Source organism: Nocardiopsis coralliicola, assembly GCF_054779695.1.
In genome coordinates, this window is the sequence record NZ_BAAGXT010000020.1 from 42,745 (window position 1) to 59,942 (window position 17,198).

Annotated in this window: 15 protein-coding genes; 9 read left to right on the forward strand and 6 right to left on the reverse strand. The window is 73.3% G+C overall.

Features of this window, described 5'->3' with window-relative positions; all coding sequences use genetic code 11:
* Nucleotides 1–118: 118 nt before the first annotated feature.
* Complete coding sequence (gene tal / locus ACYVGT_RS15600; RefSeq protein WP_460858770.1) at nt 119–1,222, reverse strand: transaldolase; 1,104 nt, start codon at nt 1,220–1,222, stop codon at nt 119–121.
* Nucleotides 1,223–1,257: 35 nt separating this feature from the next.
* On the reverse strand, nt 1,258–3,351 hold the full coding sequence (tkt, locus tag ACYVGT_RS15605) for a transketolase (protein WP_460858772.1): 2,094 nt from the start codon (nt 3,349–3,351) through the stop codon (nt 1,258–1,260).
* A 556-nt stretch (nt 3,352–3,907) separates the two neighbouring features.
* On the opposite strand from tkt, the gene ACYVGT_RS15610 reads away from it, so the two are divergent.
* Nucleotides 3,908–4,885, forward strand: a complete 978-nt coding sequence (locus tag ACYVGT_RS15610) for a heme o synthase (protein WP_460858895.1) — start codon at nt 3,908–3,910, stop codon at nt 4,883–4,885.
* A gap of 149 nt (nt 4,886–5,034) precedes the next feature.
* Nucleotides 5,035–6,342: a PrsW family intramembrane metalloprotease gene (locus ACYVGT_RS15615; protein WP_460858775.1), complete on the forward strand. Its 1,308-nt coding sequence runs from the start codon at nt 5,035–5,037 to the stop codon at nt 6,340–6,342.
* Here the strand turns inward: ACYVGT_RS15615 and ACYVGT_RS15620 are convergent.
* Nucleotides 6,293–7,348: a COX15/CtaA family protein gene (locus ACYVGT_RS15620; RefSeq protein ID WP_460858777.1), complete on the reverse strand. Its 1,056-nt coding sequence runs from the start codon at nt 7,346–7,348 to the stop codon at nt 6,293–6,295. The two genes, ACYVGT_RS15615 and ACYVGT_RS15620, sit on opposite strands and share 50 nt — an antisense overlap.
* 269 nt (nt 7,349–7,617) lie before the next feature.
* Between ACYVGT_RS15620 and ACYVGT_RS15625 the strand changes: the two genes are divergently transcribed.
* Both ACYVGT_RS15625 and ACYVGT_RS15630 read left to right on the forward strand, forming a co-directional pair.
* The gene (locus ACYVGT_RS15625; protein ID WP_460858779.1) at nt 7,618–8,082 is read left to right on the forward strand and encodes a nitroreductase/quinone reductase family protein; all 465 of its coding nucleotides are present in this window, start codon (nt 7,618–7,620) and stop codon (nt 8,080–8,082) included.
* Nucleotides 8,083–8,322: 240 nt separating this feature from the next.
* Nucleotides 8,323–9,111: an SAM-dependent methyltransferase gene (locus ACYVGT_RS15630; RefSeq protein ID WP_460858781.1), complete on the forward strand. Its 789-nt coding sequence runs from the start codon at nt 8,323–8,325 to the stop codon at nt 9,109–9,111.
* Nucleotides 9,112–9,166: 55 nt separating this feature from the next.
* Here the strand turns inward: ACYVGT_RS15630 and ACYVGT_RS15635 are convergent, their stop codons facing one another.
* Nucleotides 9,167–10,081: an EamA family transporter gene (locus ACYVGT_RS15635; RefSeq protein ID WP_460858783.1), complete on the reverse strand. Its 915-nt coding sequence runs from the start codon at nt 10,079–10,081 to the stop codon at nt 9,167–9,169.
* A gap of 140 nt (nt 10,082–10,221) precedes the next feature.
* Here ACYVGT_RS15635 and ACYVGT_RS15640 point away from each other — a divergent pair, with 140 nt between their 5' ends.
* A complete protein-coding gene (locus ACYVGT_RS15640; protein ID WP_460858785.1) occupies nt 10,222–11,442 on the forward strand; it encodes an arginine deiminase in 1,221 nt (406 codons plus the stop codon).
* A 38-nt stretch (nt 11,443–11,480) separates the two neighbouring features.
* On the opposite strand, the gene ACYVGT_RS15645 is transcribed toward ACYVGT_RS15640, so the two are convergent.
* Nucleotides 11,481–12,272: an ABC transporter permease gene (locus tag ACYVGT_RS15645; protein ID WP_460858788.1), complete on the reverse strand. Its 792-nt coding sequence runs from the start codon at nt 12,270–12,272 to the stop codon at nt 11,481–11,483.
* Nucleotides 12,269–13,231: an ABC transporter ATP-binding protein gene (locus tag ACYVGT_RS15650; RefSeq protein ID WP_460858791.1), complete on the reverse strand. Its 963-nt coding sequence runs from the start codon at nt 13,229–13,231 to the stop codon at nt 12,269–12,271. The genes ACYVGT_RS15645 and ACYVGT_RS15650 overlap by 4 nt, the downstream gene beginning before the upstream one ends.
* Nucleotides 13,232–13,457: 226 nt before the next feature.
* On the opposite strand from ACYVGT_RS15650, the gene ACYVGT_RS15655 reads away from it, so the two are divergent.
* Genes ACYVGT_RS15655 through ACYVGT_RS15670 form a run of 4 tightly spaced genes read left to right on the forward strand, consistent with a single transcriptional unit; the run spans nt 13,458 to nt 17,196 of the window.
* The gene (locus ACYVGT_RS15655; protein ID WP_460858793.1) at nt 13,458–14,294 is read left to right on the forward strand and encodes a helix-turn-helix transcriptional regulator; all 837 of its coding nucleotides are present in this window, start codon (nt 13,458–13,460) and stop codon (nt 14,292–14,294) included.
* Complete coding sequence (sufB, locus tag ACYVGT_RS15660; RefSeq protein ID WP_460858796.1) at nt 14,294–15,706, forward strand: Fe-S cluster assembly protein SufB; 1,413 nt, start codon at nt 14,294–14,296, stop codon at nt 15,704–15,706. Before ACYVGT_RS15655 ends, sufB begins: the two co-directional genes overlap by 1 nt.
* A 1-nt stretch (nt 15,707) precedes the next feature.
* On the forward strand, nt 15,708–16,868 hold the full coding sequence (gene sufD / locus ACYVGT_RS15665; protein WP_460858799.1) for a Fe-S cluster assembly protein SufD: 1,161 nt from the start codon (nt 15,708–15,710) through the stop codon (nt 16,866–16,868).
* Nucleotides 16,861–17,196: a non-heme iron oxygenase ferredoxin subunit gene (locus ACYVGT_RS15670; protein ID WP_460858801.1), complete on the forward strand. Its 336-nt coding sequence runs from the start codon at nt 16,861–16,863 to the stop codon at nt 17,194–17,196. Before sufD ends, ACYVGT_RS15670 begins: the two co-directional genes overlap by 8 nt.
* Nucleotides 17,197–17,198 lie beyond the last annotated feature (2 nt).

Consider the following 17,198-nt stretch of genomic DNA (forward strand, 5'->3'; position numbering starts at 1 on the left):
CCGCTGCCGCGCGGGCGCTGCAGCGCCCGCAGCACCCGAGCCTAACGCCGATCGGGCGCGGCGGAGCGGTCTTCCCGCCCGCCGCGCCCGGTGCGTCCGGCGGCCGCCGCGGAACGGCTCAGGCGGAGCCGAGTGCGGAGCGCACCTGGTCGAGCAGCTGCTCCCAGGACTGCTCGAACTTGGCGACGCCGTCCTTCTCCAGCTCCTCCAGGACCGCCTCCAGGTCGACGCCGACGCCGGCCAGCGCGTTCAGGTCGGCGCGGGCCCGGTCCGCGGTGCCGGTGACGGTGTCCCCGGTGATCTCGCCGTGGTCGGCGACGGCCTCCAGGGTGGCCTCCGGCATCGTGTTGACGGTGCCCGGCGCGGCCAGTCCGGCCACGTAGCGGGTGTCGTCGTAGGCCGGGTCCTTCACGCCGGTGGACGCCCACAGCGGCCGCTGCCGCTGCGCACCCGCGGCCTCCAGCACCCGCCACGCGTCGTTGTCGAAGAACTCCTGGCAGGCCGCGTAGGCCAGCCGGGCGTTGGCGATGGCCGCCCGGCCGCGCAGGTCGGCCGCCTCCGCGGTGCCGATGGCGTCCAGCCGCTTGTCGACCTGGGCGTCCACCCGGCTGACGAAGAACGACGCCACCGACTGGATCCGCGCCACGTCCAGCCCGGCCTCGCGGGCCTTGGCGATGCCCTCCTGGAAGGCGGCCATCACCTCGCGGTAGCGCGCCAGCGAGAAGATCAGCGTCACGTTGACGCTGATGCCCTCGGCGAGCGCCCGCGTGATCGCCGGCAGGCCCTCCGGCGTGGCCGGGATCTTGATCATCAGGTTGGGCCGGTCCACCAGCCACCACAGCGCCCGCGCCTCGGCGACGGTCCGCTCGGTGTCGTGCGCCAGCCGCGGGTCGACCTCCAGCGACACGCGGCCGTCGGTGCGGCCCGTCGCGTCGTAGACCGGGCGCAGCACGTCGGCGGCGGCGCGGATGTCGGCGCCGGTCAGCGCGCGCACCGCCTCGTCGACCGAGACGCCGCGGGCGGCCAGGTCGTGCAGCTGCGCGTCGTAGGCGTCGCCCTCGGCGAGCGCCTTCTGGAAGATGGTCGGATTCGAGGTGACGCCGACGACGCTGGAGCCGTCGATGAGCTGCTGCAGGTTGCCCGTGCGCAGCCGGTCGCGGCTGATGTCGTCCAGCCAGACCGCGGTCCCCTCGGCGCTGAGCTTGCTCAGGGCATCGGTCACGGTTCTCACTCCTTCGTGGGCTCGCGGGAAGAGGGTCAGGACGCGGCGGCGATGCTGTCGCGGGCCGCAGCGACGACGGCCTCCGCCGTGATCCCGAACTCCTCGTACAGGCGCTGGTAGGGCGCCGAGGCGCCGAAGTGCTCCAGGGAGACCGAGCGGCCGGCGTCGCCGGTGAACTCGCGCCACCCCATCGCGATGCCGGCCTCGACCGACACGCGGGCCCGCACCGCCGACGGCAGCACGCTCTCCCGGTACTCGGCGCTCTCCGCCTGGAACCACTCCACGCACGGCATCGACACCACGCGTGCCGGGGTGCCCTCGGCCTGCAGCTGCTCGCGCGCCTGCAGGGCGAGCTCGACCTCGCTGCCGGTGGCGATGAGGATCACCGCGGGCGCGCCGCCGTCGGCCTCGGCCAGCACGTAGCCGCCGCGCGCGGTGCCCTCGGCCGGGCCGTACACCGAGCGGTCCAGCACCGGCACGTTCTGCCGGGTCAGAGCGAGTGCGGTCGGCCGCTCGCCGGAGGCGAGCAGGGTCTTCCAGGCGACCGCGGTCTCGTTGGCGTCGGCCGGGCGGACCACGTCCAGCCCCGGGATGGCGCGCAGCGACCACAGGTGCTCGACCGGCTGGTGCGTCGGGCCGTCCTCGCCCAGGCCGATGGAGTCGTGCGTCCACACGTAGGTCACCGGCAGCTGCATCAGCGCGGCGAGCCGCACCGCCGGGCGCATGTAGTCGCTGAACACCAGGAACGTGCCGCCGTAGGGGCGGGTCGGGCCGTGCAGGGCGATGCCGTTCAGCGCCGCGCCCATGCCGTGCTCGCGGATGCCGAAGTGCAGCACCCGGCCGTAGGGGTTGCCCGGGAACATGGCGCTGGCCGCGCTCTGCGGCAGGAACGACGGCTCGCCCTTGGGCGTGGTGTTGTTGGAGCCGGCCAGGTCGGCGGAGCCGCCCCACAGCTCGGGCAGCACCGGCGCGAGGGCGGACAGCACCTCGCCGCCGGCCTTGCGGGTGGCCATCCCCTTGTCGTCGGCCTCGAAGACCGGCACGGCCTGCTCCCAGCCCTCGGGAAGCGCGCCGGCGGCGAGCCGGTCGAACAGCTCGCCGCGCTCGCCGGCGCCGGTGCGCCAGGCGTCGAAGGAGGCGGTCCACGCGGTGTGCTCGGCAGCGCCCCGGTCGCGGGCGGCGCGGGTGTGCGCGAGCACCTCGGCGGGAACCTCGAAGACCGCTGCCGGGTCCAGGCCCAGCTCCTGCTTGGTGGCGGCGACCTCGTCGGCGCCCATCGCGGCACCGTGGATGGCGCCGGTGTTCTGCTTGTTCGGCGAGGGCCAGCCGATCACGGTGCGCAGCCGGATGAACGACGGGCGGCCGGTCTCGGCCTGCGCGGCGCGGATCGCGTCGTGCAGCTCCTGGACGTCCTCGCGGTAGGTGCCGGTGGCAGTCCAGTCGACGGTCTGCACGTGCCAGCCGTAGGCGGCGTAGCGGGCCGCGACGTCCTCGGAGAACGCGATCCGGGTGTCGTCCTCGATGGAGATCTGGTTGTCGTCCCAGATCAGCACCAGGTTGCCGAGCTCCTGGACGCCGGCCAGCGCGCTCGCCTCGTGGCTCACGCCCTCCTGCACGTCGCCGTCGGAGCAGATCGCGTAGACGTGGTGGTCGAACGGGCTGGTGCCGTGCGCGGCGTCGGGGTTGAACAGGCCGCGCTCGCGGCGGGCCGCCATGGCCATGCCGACGGCGTTGCCGATGCCCTGCCCGAGCGGGCCGGTGGTGGTCTCCACGCCGGCCGTGTGGCCGTGCTCGGGGTGGCCCGGGGTGCGGCTGCCCCACGCGCGCAGGTTCTTCAGGTCCTCCAGCTCCAGGCCGTAGCCGGCGAGGTAGAGCTGGATGTAGAGGGTGAGGCTGCTGTGTCCGGCCGAGAGGACGAACCGGTCGCGCCCGATCCACTGCGGGTCAGCCGGGTCGTGCCGCATGATCTTCTGGAACAGCAGGTAGGCCGCAGGGGCGAGGCTCATCGCGGTCCCCGGGTGGCCGGAGCCCGCCTCCTCGACGGCGTCCATGGCCAGCGTCCGGACCACATCGACCGAGCGCCGGTCCAGGTCCGACCACTCGAAGGTGTTCTCAGTGCCGATGTTCACGCGGGCTCAGGGCTCCTTTCGGGCGGCCCCGGGCAGCGTTCACCGGGGACCGCGACTGTGACGTTGTCCATGCTGGCTGGTCGATGACCGGTTCGAGCCTATCGCCCGCTCCAGCGGGCCGCGGGCTCCGCACGGCCCGCCGCGCGCACCGGACGGGGAAGGCCGCGGTGCCGGCGCGACGCCGCGTTGACGCGGCCGCCGCCGGGGTGCGGATCGGGGCAATGCCCGACAGGGAGCGGCAAAGGGGCCGAACGGGGAGGGTCGCTTCAGGCTGCGGGGCGCGGGCGGGGCCGGGAACGCGCGCTGCGCGGCGGATGCGCGGGGGCCGCGGGCCAGGCGGGGGGCCTGCGTGGCGGGTGGCCGCCGGTGCGGGCGTGTGGGAGCGTAGAAGGCCCTGCGCGCAGTCGGAACCCCGGTCGAGCCCCCTCCCGCGGGAGTACTACAGTATGTCGTTGACGGGGTTTTACGGGTTCTTGGCCGCGCGCCGGAGTCGACCCGGACCCCGCTGTGGCGAGCAGTGACGGTCCCTATATTTCCTTCGAGGTTCAGCGTGTCCATGTCCGTGGAGCGGGCGGCTGCAGGGGAGAGGCCCCCCCACGCGGCGTCCGGTGAACAGGGGGAGCCCGGCCGCCGGGCGTCCTTCGGCGCCTATGTCCGGGCGTATGTCGCGCTGTCCAAGCCGCGCGTCATCGAGCTGCTGCTGATCACGACGATCCCGGTGATGTTCGTCGCGGCCAAGGGGATCCCCCCGCTGTGGACCGCGGTGGCCACCCTGGTCTTCGGCACCATGTCGGCGGCCAGCGCCAACGCCATCAACTGCTACATCGACCGCGACATCGACCAGGAGATGCGCCGCACCCGGCGCCGCCCGGTGGCGATGCACCAGGTCACCCCGCGGGGCGCGATGGCCTACGGGCTCATCCTGGCCGCCGTGTCCACGGCCGGCTTCCTGGTCTTCGTGAACTGGCTGTCGGCGGCGCTGTCGCTCTTCGCGATCCTGTTCTACATCTTCGTCTACACGATCCTGCTCAAGCGGCGCACCGCGCAGAACGTCGTGTGGGGCGGTATCGCCGGCTGCATGCCGGTCCTGATCGGCTGGGCCGCGGTCACCGACCGCCTCGACTGGGCGCCGCTCGTCCTCTTCCTGGTGGTCTTCTTCTGGACGCCGCCGCACACCTGGGCGCTGGCCATGCGCTACCGGGAGGACTACGCCGCGGCCAACGTCCCGATGCTTCCGGTGGTCGCCTCGGACAAGCGGGTCCTCCTCGAGTGCGTGCTGTACAGCTGGGCCACCGTGCTCACCTCGGTCGCGCTCTGGCCGGTGGCCGGGACCACGCTGTTCTACCTGGCCGTCGCCGTCGCCCTCGGCATCCTGTTCCTGGTCCAGGCGCACCGCCTCTACGCCGCGAGCCGCGCCGGGGCCACCGGCGCCAAGCTGAAGACGATGGGCTTCTTCCACCTGTCCAACGCCTACCTGGCACTGCTGTTCACCGCGGTCACCATCGACCCGCTCCTGGCCCAGTGGTTCGCCTAGCAGCCGGCGGCGGGGCGGCGGCGCCGGCGCGCTAACCCCCGGGACGGCCCCACCGGGCCGCCGCGCCGGAACACTCCCGGGCACGATGTCCCCGCCGGCGGGCAGGTCCTGGCGCGCCGGGACCCTCGCGGGGGCTACGATCTGGGGCCATGCCCGACCGCCTCGACACCAAGGCCATCCTCGAAGGACGCACCCCCGGCAGCCGCTCATACGGGCTGTTCATCGGGATCTTCATCAGCGTCCTGTGCACCCTGGGAATGCTCGGCTACCTGCTCACCGCGGGACTGGCGACCGGGGGCGTCTCCGGCGTCGTCGGGTTCCTCGTGAGCCTGCTGGCCGCGGTGATCCCGGTCGCGGTGCTGATCCCGCTGATCCTGATGCTGGACCGGCTGGAGCCCGAGCCGCCGTCGATGATGCTGTTCGCGTTCCTCTGGGGCGCCGGCGTCGCGGTCGGGGCGTCGTTCCTGCTCAACACCGCGGGCATGGAGCTGTGGGCGGTGCCGCTGTTCGGCGCCGACACCGGCACCTTCATCGCCTCCGCTGTCGGCGCTCCGGTGATCGAGGAGAGCGCCAAGGGCCTGGTGCTGCTGGTCCTGCTCTGGCGGCGGCGCTACGAGATCGACTCCTACACCGACGGCGTGATCTACGCCGCGATGGTCGCCACCGGCTTCGCCTTCTCCGAGAACGTCCTGTACTTCCTGACGTCCTACTTCGAAGAGGGCTTCTTCGGCCTGGCCTTCACCTTCGTGCTGCGCGGCCTGGTCGGCCCGCTCGGACACCCGCTCTACACGGCGATGATCGGGCTGGGAGTCGCCTACGCGGCCATGAACCGCGGCCCGGGGCGCCTGCTGGCGCCCGTCGCCGGCTGGATCGGCGCGGTCCTCCTGCACGCGCTGTGGAACGGCTCCACCGCGTTCGGCTGGACCGGCCTCGGCGTCGCCTACGTGCTGCTGTTCTTCGTGCTGGTCACCATCGTCGGCATCGCCGTCGGCGACCGGCGGCGGCAGATCGCCGCCATCGCCCACTACCTGCCGCCCTATGTCAAGACCGGGCTGGTCTCGCCGGCCGACGTGCGCATGCTCAGCAGCATGGGCGGGCGCCGCGCCGCGCGCCGGTGGGCGCTGCGCACGGCCGGCCAGCGCGGCCGCCGCGCGATGGAGGACTACCAGCTGGCGGCGACCGAGCTCGCGCTGCTGCACCAGCGGCTCGACCGGGGCGTTGCGCGTCCGCACTGGGAGAAGCGGCGGGACGCCTTCCTGGCACTGATGCACGTGGCCCGGGAGGCGTTCCTCGGCCGCGTGGCCCGGCCGGCGGCGCCCGACTGGGCGCCGTCGGTGACCGACTCGGGCTTCCTCAAGCGGGCCGACTTCGCCCACGTCATCGCCGAGGCGCAGGCGCGCCGCGGGTTCAGCGGACCGCCGCCGCAGGCGCCTCCGGGGCCGCCGCCGGGGCGGTGACCCGCTCCGCGGTCGCGAAGTACAGCCGCAGGATCGCGATCCACACCAGCGCCGAGCCGAGCACGTGCCCGACCACGAGCCACTCCGGCAGGCCGTAGAGGTACTGGATGTAGCCGAGGGCGCCCTGGCCCAGGACCGCGGCGACCAGCAGCAGGCTCTGCCTGCGCACCGGCTGCGGTGCGCCGCTGCGCCAGGCGAGGAGCACCGCGGCGAGGCCGCCCACCAGCACCAGCCAGGCCAGGCCGGAGTGGATCGGCGCCACGACGAGCATGTCGAAGCCGTACCGGGGGGCGTCGGCGTCCCCGCCGTGCGGTCCGGTCCCCGTCACCACCGTGCCGGCGATGAGCAGCAGGAAGCCGGTCGGCACCAGGGCGGTGGCGAGCGCGCGCAGCGGTCGGCCGACGGTGGGGCGCAGCTCGCCCTCCGGCTCGCGGCAGCGCACGTAGTAGGCCACGGTGATCACGACCACCGCCATCGAGAGCAGGAAGTGCGCGCCGACCGAGGCCGGGTGCAGGTCGGTGAGCACGGTGATGCCGCCGACCACGGCCTGGCCGAGCACGCCCAGCGGGATCGCCGTGGCCATCGCCAGCAGGTCGGCGCGGCGCGGGCGCAGCCGCAGCGTCGCGACGAACACGATGATGCCGACGGCGAGCACGAGGAACGTCAGCGTGCGGTTGCCGAACTCGATCGCGGCGTTGAGCGCCGGGTGGTCGCCGCCCATCGGGACGAAGCTGTCCGGCGTGCACCGCGGCCACTCGGAGCAGCCCAGCCCGGAGGACGTGACGCGGACCGTCGCTCCGGTGACGGCGATGCCGGCGTTCACCACGACGTTGCCCAGCGCCCACCAGCGCAGCGACCGCGCCGTCGGTTCCCACACCGTGCGCGCCAGCAGCGCGAGCGCGACGACCCCGGCGACGGCGACAGCGATCTGCCACGCCCACAGGGGGAGGGAGAGAATCTCGATCTCTTCGGCCGCCACAGCGCCCGGACCAGCGTCGACAAGCATACGACACAGCGTAGTAGAAACCCGGTGCAACCGTGCCCCGGGGCGGGGTTCCGCGGCGGTTCCGGCGCGCCCGCCCGGCGGTGCTGCGGGGGCCGGGCGGGCGGTGGCCCGATGCGGACAGCGGCGGCGCGGGACCGGCGCCCCGTGGTGTGGGACGGTGGGATTGGTACTTGAGACATCATGTCTCAAAGTGCCCCAGTGAGCGGCGGGACGGCCGCCGCGGACACCGCGCCCCCGGATGCCTCCGGTCCGGCGCCGAAGGAGGACCCGTGCTCAGTACCTGGAAGCGCCGGATGTACCGGGGCGGGCGGCCGGACCGCACCGCCGCCGCGATGAACCGCCTCTCCGCGTGGTGGTTCCGGTCGGGTGTGCTCGCCCGGGACAACTGGATCGAACTGGAGGTGCGCGGCCGGACCAGCGGGCGCCGCGTCACGTTCCCGCTCGTCGTCGCCGAGGTGGGCGGTGAGCGCTACCTCGTGTCGATGCTCGGCGAGGCCAACTGGGTGCGCAACGTGCGCGCAGACGGGGGCCGGGCCGTGCTCCGGCACGGCACCGCCGTCCCGGTCCTGCTGGAGGAGGTGCCCGCGGCCGAGCGCCCGCCGATCATCAAGCGCTACCTCGCCCTCGCTCCCGGCGCCCGCCCGCACATCCCGGTCGACCGCAGCGCCCCGGCCGCCGACTTCGCGCCCGTCGCCGCCGGCCACCCGGTCTTCCGCATCCGCCCCCGCGGCTGACGGGGCGGCGGGGGCCGGGACGCGGCGAGCGGGGCGGCGCCGGAACCGGACGGTTGCGGACCCGCCCGCCGGCCAGGTGCCACCGGGGTGTCCGGCAGGGGGTGCCCCCCGCTCCGGCGGCGGAGAGGCCGGAGCGGGGAGGGGCGCCGCCCAGAGCCCCTAGACTGCCGGGAACCGCGGCGCTGGGCCGCTCCCAGGCAGCCGGCGCCGGGCCGGCACACCGCTTCGGAAGGACCCCCCATGGCCGATCCCGTGATCGACACCTCCGTCTCGCACCCCGCGCGCATCTGGGACTACTGGCTGGGCGGCAAGGACAACTTCGCCGCCGACCGGGAGACCGGGGAGGCGATCCTCGCCGCTATCCCGGACATGCGCGCCAACGCCCGCGCCAACCGGGGCTTCCTCGGCCGAGCAGTGCGCCACCTCGCCGCCGAGGCGGGCGTGCGGCAGTTCCTGGACATCGGCACCGGAATCCCCGGGCCGGGCAACACCCACGAGGCGGCCCAGTCGGCCACGCCGGACGCCAGGGTCGTCTACGTCGACAACGACCCCGTGGTGCTGGCCCACGCCCGTGCGCTGCTGGTCGGCCAGGAGCCGGGCAGCACCGACTACATCCACGCCGACCTGCGCGAGCCCGAGGCGATCCTGGAGCGCGCGGGTGAGACGCTGGACCTCTCCCGTCCGGTCGCCGTCACGCTGCTGGCGATCCTGGAGTTCATCCCGGACAACGCCCAGACCAAGGACATCATCGACCGGCTGATGGCGCCGCTGCCGGCCGGCAGCCACGTCGTGCTCTCCGTCGCCACCACCGAGGTGCGCCGGGAGAACGCCGAGAAGGGCGCCCGGATCTGGAACGAGAGCGGCTCGACGCCGATGCTGCTGCGCACCGGCGGGGAGCTGGCGGCCTTCTTCGACGGCTACACGCTGCTGGAGCCGGGCGTGGTCTCCTGCACGGACTGGCGCCCGGATGGCCCCTACGACCCGGACGCCCGCGTCGCGCAGTACTGCGGCGTGGCCCGCAAGGACTGACCCGGCCGGCGCCGCCGCGCGCCCGGACACCCGGCACCCCGGGGCGGCGCGCTCCTCAGGCGGGCGCGCCGCGGGAGCCGGTCCGGGTGGCGCCGATGCTGGCCGCGACGACGCAGGCGATCGCGAGCCACTGGCCGGGCGCGAGGAACTCGCCGAGCAGGACCAGCCCGACCAGGGCGGCGGCGGCCGGCTCCAGGCTCATCAGGATGCCGAAGACGCGCGGCGGCATGCGGCGCAGCGCCTTCAGCTCCAGCGTGTAGGGCACCACCGAGGACAGCACGCCGACGAGCAGGCCGATCAGCAGCAGCCGCGGATCGAGCAGCGCGTCGCCGCCCTCGGCGATGCCGGCCGGCGCCACCGCGACCGCGCCCACCACGCTCGCGATCGCCAGCCCCGAAGTGCCGGCGAACCGCCGCCCGGTCGCCGCGCTGAGCAGGATGTAGGCGGCCCAGGCCACGCCGGCCAGCAGTGCGAACGCGACGCCGGCCGCAGTGATGTCGCCGTCGGCTCCGCTCTGGCCGAGCAGCACCACACCCGCGCCGGCCAGCAGCACCCAGAGCACGTCGATCCTGCGCCGCGAGCCCAGCACGGCCACGGCGAGCGGGCCGAGGAACTCGATGGTGACGGCCACGCCCATCGGGATCAGCGCGAACGACTGGTAGATCGCGTAGTTCATGGTGGCCAGGGAGAGCCCGAAGCCGGCCGCCACCGCCCAGTCGGCCCGGCTGCGGCCGCGCAGGACCGGCCGCGCGATCAGCACCAGGAGCACCGCCGAGGTGAGCAGCCGCAGCCAGACCACGGCCGCCGGCGGCAGCTCGTCGAACAGGCCCTTGGCGATGCCCGCGCCGGCCTGGACCGAGACGATGCCGACGAGCACCAGACCGGTCGGCGGCAGGCGGTCGAAGAGCGAGCCGGGCGGCTCCGGGGGCGGTGTCGGTCCGGAGGTGCTGGCAGAGGCGTCGGCGGTCACGTCGGACCATCCTACGTGCGCCGCGGCACCGGTTCCGCAGCCGCCGGTGCGGGCTGCGCCGATCCGGTGGCGGCTGCGGGAGCGGGGTAGGCCGGTGGGGGAGCGGCCGAGCCGCGGCCGGAAGGGAAAGGACGGCGCGCATGGTGTTCCGGGTGGATTCCGAGGTGGGGCGGCTGCGCCAGGTCATCGTGCACCGGCCCGGCCTGGAGATGAAGCGGCTGACCCCGGCCAACCGGGGGGAGCTGCTCTTCGACGACGTGCTCTGGGTGCAGCGCGCCATGGAGGAGCACGACGCCTTCACCGGGCTGCTGCGCTCGCACGGCGTGCGCGTCCACTACTTCCACGACCTGCTCCGCGAGGTGCTCGCCGTCCCCGCGGCCCGGGACCACATCCTCGCCGCAGTCGCCGACGAGCGCTTCCACGGGCCGCGCGCCGCAGGGCCGCTGCGCGCCGCGCTCGCCGCCCTGGACGACGCCGCGCTGTGCAGCGTCCTGATCGGCGGGTGGACCAAGGCCGAGCTGCTGGAGCACACCGGCGACCCGGTGTCGCTGTGGCTGCACTCGCTGCCCGACGACGGTTTCGTGCTCGACCCGCTGCCCAACCACCTCTTCACCCGCGACACCTCCTGCTGGCTGTACGGCGGCGTGTCGGTGAACGCCATGCGCAAGAAGGCGCGACGCCGCGAGACCGTGCACTACGAGGCGGTCTACCGGTGGCACCCGATGTTCGCCGGCGCCGGATTCGCGGTGTGGAACCAGGGCCGGGAGCACGCGCCGGCCACCATCGAGGGCGGCGACGTGATGCCGATCGGCAACGGCGCCGTTCTCGTCGGCGCCGGCGAGCGCACCCGTCCCCAAGCCGTCGAGATGCTGGCCCGGGAACTGTTCGCGGGCGGCGGCGCCGAGCGCCTCGTCTGCCTGCACATGCCGCACGCCCGCGCCGTGATGCACCTGGACACCGTGATGACCGGCGTCGACCGCGGCGTGTTCACCGCCTACGCCGGGCTGGGCCGGCTGCCGTCGGCCACCCTGGAGCCGGGGCCCGGCCCGAGCGGGCTGACCATCACCGACCACCCGCCCGAGGACATGTACCGCGTCATCGCCGAAGCGGCGGGGTTCGACAAGCTGGAGGTGCTCACCCCGGTCCAGGACGTCTTCTCCTCGCAGCGCGAGCAGTGGGACGACGGCTGCAACGTGCTGGCCCTGGAGCCGGGCGTGGTGGTCGCCTACGAGCGCAACACCACCTCAAACGCCCACCTGCGGGCCAACGGCGTCGAGGTGCTCACGGTGCCCGGATCGGAGCTGGGCCGCGGCCGCGGCGGGCCGCACTGCATGAGCTGCCCGATCGAGCGGGACGCCTGACGGGGAGTGTGCCCGGCGTGGCGCCCGGCGTGCCCGGCCTACTCCCAGCGGAAGAACCGCGCGGCCAGGGCGGCGCCGGCGGCCGCCCACAGCGCGAGCACGGCCACCGGCATGAGGGCCGGCGGCGCACCGCCGGCGAGCACCGCGCGCATGCCCTCGGCGAGCGCGGTGATCGGCAGCGCGTGCAGCAGCGGCTGCACGGCCTCGGGGAACCGGTCGACGGCGAACACGACGCCGCCCAGCCCGAGCAGCACCACGTAGACGAGGTTGGCGGCGGCCAGCGTCGCCTCGGCGCGCAGGGTGCCCGCCAGCAGCAGGCCGAGCGAGCTGAACGCGGCGGTGCCGAGCAGCACCAGCAGCGCGCAGTAGGCGAAGCCGGCCGGGCCGCCGGCCGGCTGCCAGCCGAGCAGCAGGGCGACGCTGCACAGCACGGTGATCTGCAGCGCCTCCACCGCGAGCACCGCTGCGGTCTTGGCGGCGAGCAGCCCGAACCGGGAGAGCGGGGTGGCGCCGAGCCGCTTGAGCACGCCGTAGCGGCGCTCGAACCCGGTGCCGATGGCCTGGCCGGTGAACGCGGTGGACAGCACCGCCAGCGCGAGGATGCCGGGCGTGAGGAAGTCGACCCGCGCGCCCTCGCCGAGGTCGAGCACCCCGGTGGTGCTGAACCCGGCCAGCAGCAGGATCGGGATGACCATCGTCAGCAGGAGCTGCTCCCCGTTGCGGAGCATGATGCGCAGCTCCATGCCGGCCTGCGCGGCGATCATCCGGGGCAGCGGCGCGGCGCCGGGCGACGGGGTGAACAGGGCGGTGCCCGGTGCGGTCTCGGTCATGGCTCTCGCAGTTCGCGGCCGGTCAGGTCGAGGAAGACGTCTTCCAGGGTGCGCTGCTGGACGCGGAGCCCCTCGGGCTGGACGCCGTTGGCGGCGCACCAGGTCCCGACGGTCGCCACCAGCTCGGGCCCGATCGGCACCGGGGCGGCGCCGCTGCCGCCGCCGGTGACGGTCCAGGCGGTGCGGCCGGCGGCACCGCGGGCCGGCGCGGCGTCCACGGCCGTCCCGGCCGGCAGGGCGGCACGCAGGCCGGCCGGGTCGGCCGCGCCGCCGGTCTCGAAGCGCAGCTCCTGGCGGGTGGAGGTGAGGTCGGCGGTGCTGCCGTCGGCGACCACGCGGCCGCGGTCGATGATGACCACGTGGTCGGCGAGGCGCTCGGCCTCCTCCATGTAGTGCGTGGTGAGCAGCACCGCGACGCCGGAGGAGCGCAGCTCCTCGATGAGGTCCCAGGTGGCGTGCCGCGCCTGCGGGTCCAGTCCCGCGGTCGGCTCGTCGAGGAACACCGCCTCCGGGCGGCCGACCACGGCCGCGGCCAGGCTGAGCCGCTGCTGCTGGCCGCCGGAGAGCCGGCGGAACGGGGTCCGCCGGACCGCGGTCAGCCCGAGCCGCTCCAGCAGCGCCTGCGGCGGCACCGGGTCGGCGTGGAAGGCCGCCATCAGCTCCAGCCACTCGCCGGCCCGCGCGCCGGTGGGCACGCCGCCGGACTGCAGCATGACCCCCACCCGCGGAGCCAGCCGGGCCGCGTCGGCGGCGGGGTCCAGGCCCAGTACCCGGACGGTGCCGGCGTCGGCGCGGCGGAACCCCTCGCAGATCTCCACGGTGGAGGTCTTGCCGGCGCCGTTGGGGCCGAGGAGCGCGGTCACCGCGCCGGCCGGCGCGGTGAACGACAGCCCGGACACGGCGGTGGTCGCGCCGTACCGCTTCACGAGGCCGGACACCTCGACCGCTGCTGTTCCCATGATTGGGAAGTCTATGGGCGCCGCAGCAGGGATCCGACCCGCCCCGCCCACAGTGGCGTCCCGCAATGCGAGACAGTCATCTCGCAATACGGTCCGCGCCGCGGATCGGGCGGATCGGAGGGGTGCAGTTCGGGGAATGCCGGGGCCGTCCCGGGGCTTGTTCCACCAGGGCGGAACCGGCTGGTCGCGGCGGATTCAGGTAAGCCTTGCCTTGGTGATCAAGGGCATGAATCACCGTTTGCCTCATCGGAAGCATTTACGCCACACTGATGTTGTGAAAAAGGTGAGTGAGGGTCCGCTGCCGCAGTCGGGGGCCGTGCTGCCCGACGGCGCGCACGGCCAGTCCACGCGCGCGCGGGTGGCGCGGCTCATCTTGGAGCAGGGTCCGATCACCGCCTCCAGCCTCGGTGAGCGGCTCGGACTCACCTCGGCGGCCATCCGCCGCCACCTTGACAACCTCATGGAGGAAGGGCTGGTCGAGGCCCGCGACGCCCGCCCGATCGGACGCCGCGGCCGCGGCCGCCCGGCCCGGGTCTTCGCGGTCACCGAGGCCGGCCGCGACGCCTTCGTGCACGGCTACGACGACCTCGCCTCCTCGGCGCTGCGCTTCCTGGCGCAGCGCGCGGGGCCGGGCGCGGTCGCCGAATTCGCCCGGAGCCAGGTCGCCGACCTGGAGGACCGGTACCGGCCGCTGCTCGACGGCGTCCCGGCGCACCAGCGGGCCCGCAGGCTCGCCGAAGCGCTGAGCAACGACGGCTACGCCGCCGTGGCGGGAGAGGCCCCCGCACCCGGTGGAGGCCAGCAGCTGTGCCAGCACCACTGCCCGGTGGGGCACGTGGCAGCGGAGTTCCCCGAGCTGTGCGAAGCCGAAGTCGAGGCGTTCGCGCGGCTGCTGGGCACCCCGGTGCGGCGGCTGGCCACCATCGCCCACGGCGACGGCGTCTGCACCACCCACGTGACGCCCCGCGACCTCGAGGGCAGCAGCACCGAAACCGCCCGCCCGGCCTCCAGCCGCGGCGGGAGTGACCAACAGGACGTCAGAGTCCAGGAGGAGTCCGCGTAATGACGTCGATCGCGCACCCCGAGCTCGAAGGGCTCGGTACATACGAGTACGGCTGGGCCGACCCCGACGCGGCCGGCGCATCCGCTCGGCGCGGCCTGAGCGAAGAGGTCGTCCGCGACATCTCGGCCAAGAAGGACGAGCCGGAGTGGATGCTGAAGGCGCGGCTCAAGGCGCTGAAGCTCTTCGACAAGAAGCCGATGCCCTCCTGGGGTGCCGACCTCTCCGCCATCGACTTCGACAACATCAAGTACTTCGTGCGCTCCACGGAGAAGCAGGCCGCCTCCTGGGAGGACCTGCCCGAGGACATCAAGAACACCTACGACAAGCTGGGCATCCCCGAGGCGGAGAAGCAGCGCCTGGTTGCCGGTGTCGCCGCGCAGTACGAGTCCGAGGTCGTCTACCACCAGATCCGCGAGGACCTGGAGGAGCAGGGCGTCATCTTCATGGACACCGACACCGCCCTGCGCGAGCACCCGGAGTTCTTCGAGGAGTACTTCGGCTCGGTGATCCCGTCCGGCGACAACAAGTTCGCGGCGCTGAACACCTCCGTCTGGTCCGGCGGCTCCTTCATCTACGTGCCGCCGAACGTGCACGTCGAGATCCCGCTCCAGGCCTACTTCCGGATCAACACCGAGAACATGGGCCAGTTCGAGCGGACGCTGATCATCGTCGACGAGGGCGCCTACGTGCACTACGTCGAGGGCTGCACCGCGCCGATCTACAAGACCGACTCGCTGCACTCCGCGGTCGTCGAGATCATCGTGAAGAAGAACGCGCGCTGCCGCTACACGACCATCCAGAACTGGTCGAACAACGTCTTCAACCTGGTGACCAAGCGCGCCGTCGCCTACGAGGGCGCCACCATGGAGTGGGTCGACGGCAACATCGGCTCGCAGGTCACCATGAAGTACCCGGCCGTCTACCTGATGGGCGAGCACGCCAAGGGCGAGACGCTCTCCATCGCCTTCGCCGGCGAGGGCCAGCACCAGGACACCGGCGCCAAGATGGTGCACTGCGCGCCGAACACCTCCTCCAAGGTCGTCTCGAAGTCGGTGGCGCGCGGCGGCGGCCGCTCCTCCTACCGCGGGCTGATCCACGTGCAGGAGGGCGCGCACCTGGCCAAGTCCTCGGTCGAGTGCGACGCGCTGCTGATCGACACCATCAGCCGGTCCGACACATACCCCTACAACGACCTGCGCGAGGACGACACCGAGCTCGCGCACGAGGCCACTGTCTCCAAGGTCAGCGAGGACCAGCTCTTCTACCTGATGAGCCGGGGGATGGGCGAAGAAGAGGCCATGGCCATGGTCGTCCGAGGATTCGTGGAGCCCATCGCACGGGAGCTCCCGATGGAGTACGCACTGGAGCTCAACCGCCTGATCGAGCTCCAGATGGAAGGATCGGTGGGATAAGTTGACGACCGCGAACGCAGAGCCCGGGGTGGAGAGCCGCGGGCTGGGGCAGATCCCCGTCTCGAAGCTGGACACGCACGGCTCCTTCGACGTGGACGCCTTCCCCGTGCCCACCGGGCGGGAGGAGGAGTGGCGGTTCACCCCGCTGCGCCGCCTGAAGGGCCTGCACAACTTCTCCGGCACGGCTGACGGCGCCGACGAGACCGCCATCAGCGCGCCGGAGGGCGTGGCGGTGGAGACCGTCGGCCGCGACGACGCGCGGCTCGGCACCGCCGGCCTGCCCGTCGACCGGGTGGTCGCCCAGGCCTACAGCTCCTTCGAGCAGGCCACCGTCGTCACGGTGCCGCAGGGGCACGCCGCCGGCGCGCCGGTCACCATCGACCGCAAGGGGCTCGGCGGCACCGCCTTCGAGCAGCTGGTGATCGACGTCAAGCCGCTGGCCGAGGCCACCGTCATCGTCACCAACACCGGCACCGGTGTGCGGGCGGGAAGCCTGGACGTGCACGTCGGCGAGGGCGCCAAGCTCACCCTGGTCAGCCTCCAGGAGTGGGACGGCGACGCCGTCGAGGTCAGCCAGCACAACGCCCGCATCGGCAAGGACGCCGACTTCAAGTCGATCGTCATCACGCTCGGCGGCGACGTCGTGCGGCTCTCGCCGCGGGTGTCCTTCACCGAGCGGGGCGGCAACGCCGAGCTGTACGGCCTCTACTTCGCCGGCGACGGCCAGCACCACGAGCACCGCTCGCTGATCGACCACAACGTGTCCAACACCCGGTCCCGCGTCAACTACAAGGGCGCGCTGAACGGCGCGGACGCGCACGCCGTCTGGATCGGCGACGTGATCATCGGCGAGGGCACCACCGGGACGGACTCCTACGAGAACAACCGGAACCTGCAGCTCTCCGACGACACGCGGGTGGACTCGGTCCCCAACCTGGAGATCTTCACCGGCGAGGTCAACGGCGCCGGGCACGCCAGCGCCAGCGGGCGGCTCGACGACATCCACCTCTTCTACCTGCGCTCGCGCGGGATCCCGGAGGACGAGGCGCGCCGGCTGATCATCCGCGGCTACTTCCTGGACATCGTCAACCGCATCGACGACGAGGAGCTCCGCGACCACGTCATGGAGAAGGTCGAGCGGAAGCTTGCGGCCCATGGCTGAGACCGGCGGCTGGACCAAGGTGGCCGAACTCGGGGAGATCCCCGAGGAGGGCGCCCTGGGCATCGAGCTGGACGACGAGACCCCGGTGGCGCTGGTGCGCACCGAGGGCGAGGTCTTCGCGGTGCGGGACGTGTGCTCGCACGCGGAGGTCCGCCTCTCCGAGGGGGAGGTCGAGGACGGCACCATCGAGTGCTGGCTGCACGGCTCCTGCTTCGACCTGCGCTCGGGGGCGGCGATCAACCCGCCCGCGACCAAGCCGGTGCCCACCTACGACGTGAAGATCGACGGCGACGACGTGCTCGTCTCGCTGGATGACAAGAATTCCTGAGG

What these genes read in the sequence shown, in the direction of transcription:
- ACYVGT_RS15610 (WP_460858895.1), top strand. Translation starts at nt 3,908, where the DNA reads ATGTCCGTGGAGCGGGCGGCTGCAGGGGAGAGGCCCCCCCACGCGGCG.
- ACYVGT_RS15615 (WP_460858775.1), top strand. Translation starts at nt 5,035, where the DNA reads ATGCCCGACCGCCTCGACACCAAGGCCATCCTCGAAGGACGCACCCCC.
- ACYVGT_RS15620 (WP_460858777.1), bottom strand. Translation starts at nt 7,348, where the DNA reads ATGCTTGTCGACGCTGGTCCGGGCGCTGTGGCGGCCGAAGAGATCGAG.
- ACYVGT_RS15630 (WP_460858781.1), top strand. Translation starts at nt 8,323, where the DNA reads ATGGCCGATCCCGTGATCGACACCTCCGTCTCGCACCCCGCGCGCATC.
- ACYVGT_RS15640 (WP_460858785.1), top strand. Translation starts at nt 10,222, where the DNA reads ATGGTGTTCCGGGTGGATTCCGAGGTGGGGCGGCTGCGCCAGGTCATC.
- ACYVGT_RS15645 (WP_460858788.1), bottom strand. Translation starts at nt 12,272, where the DNA reads ATGACCGAGACCGCACCGGGCACCGCCCTGTTCACCCCGTCGCCCGGC.
- ACYVGT_RS15650 (WP_460858791.1), bottom strand. Translation starts at nt 13,231, where the DNA reads ATGGGAACAGCAGCGGTCGAGGTGTCCGGCCTCGTGAAGCGGTACGGC.
- ACYVGT_RS15655 (WP_460858793.1), top strand. Translation starts at nt 13,458, where the DNA reads ATGAATCACCGTTTGCCTCATCGGAAGCATTTACGCCACACTGATGTT.
- sufB (WP_460858796.1), top strand. Translation starts at nt 14,294, where the DNA reads ATGACGTCGATCGCGCACCCCGAGCTCGAAGGGCTCGGTACATACGAG.
- ACYVGT_RS15670 (WP_460858801.1), top strand. Translation starts at nt 16,861, where the DNA reads ATGGCTGAGACCGGCGGCTGGACCAAGGTGGCCGAACTCGGGGAGATC.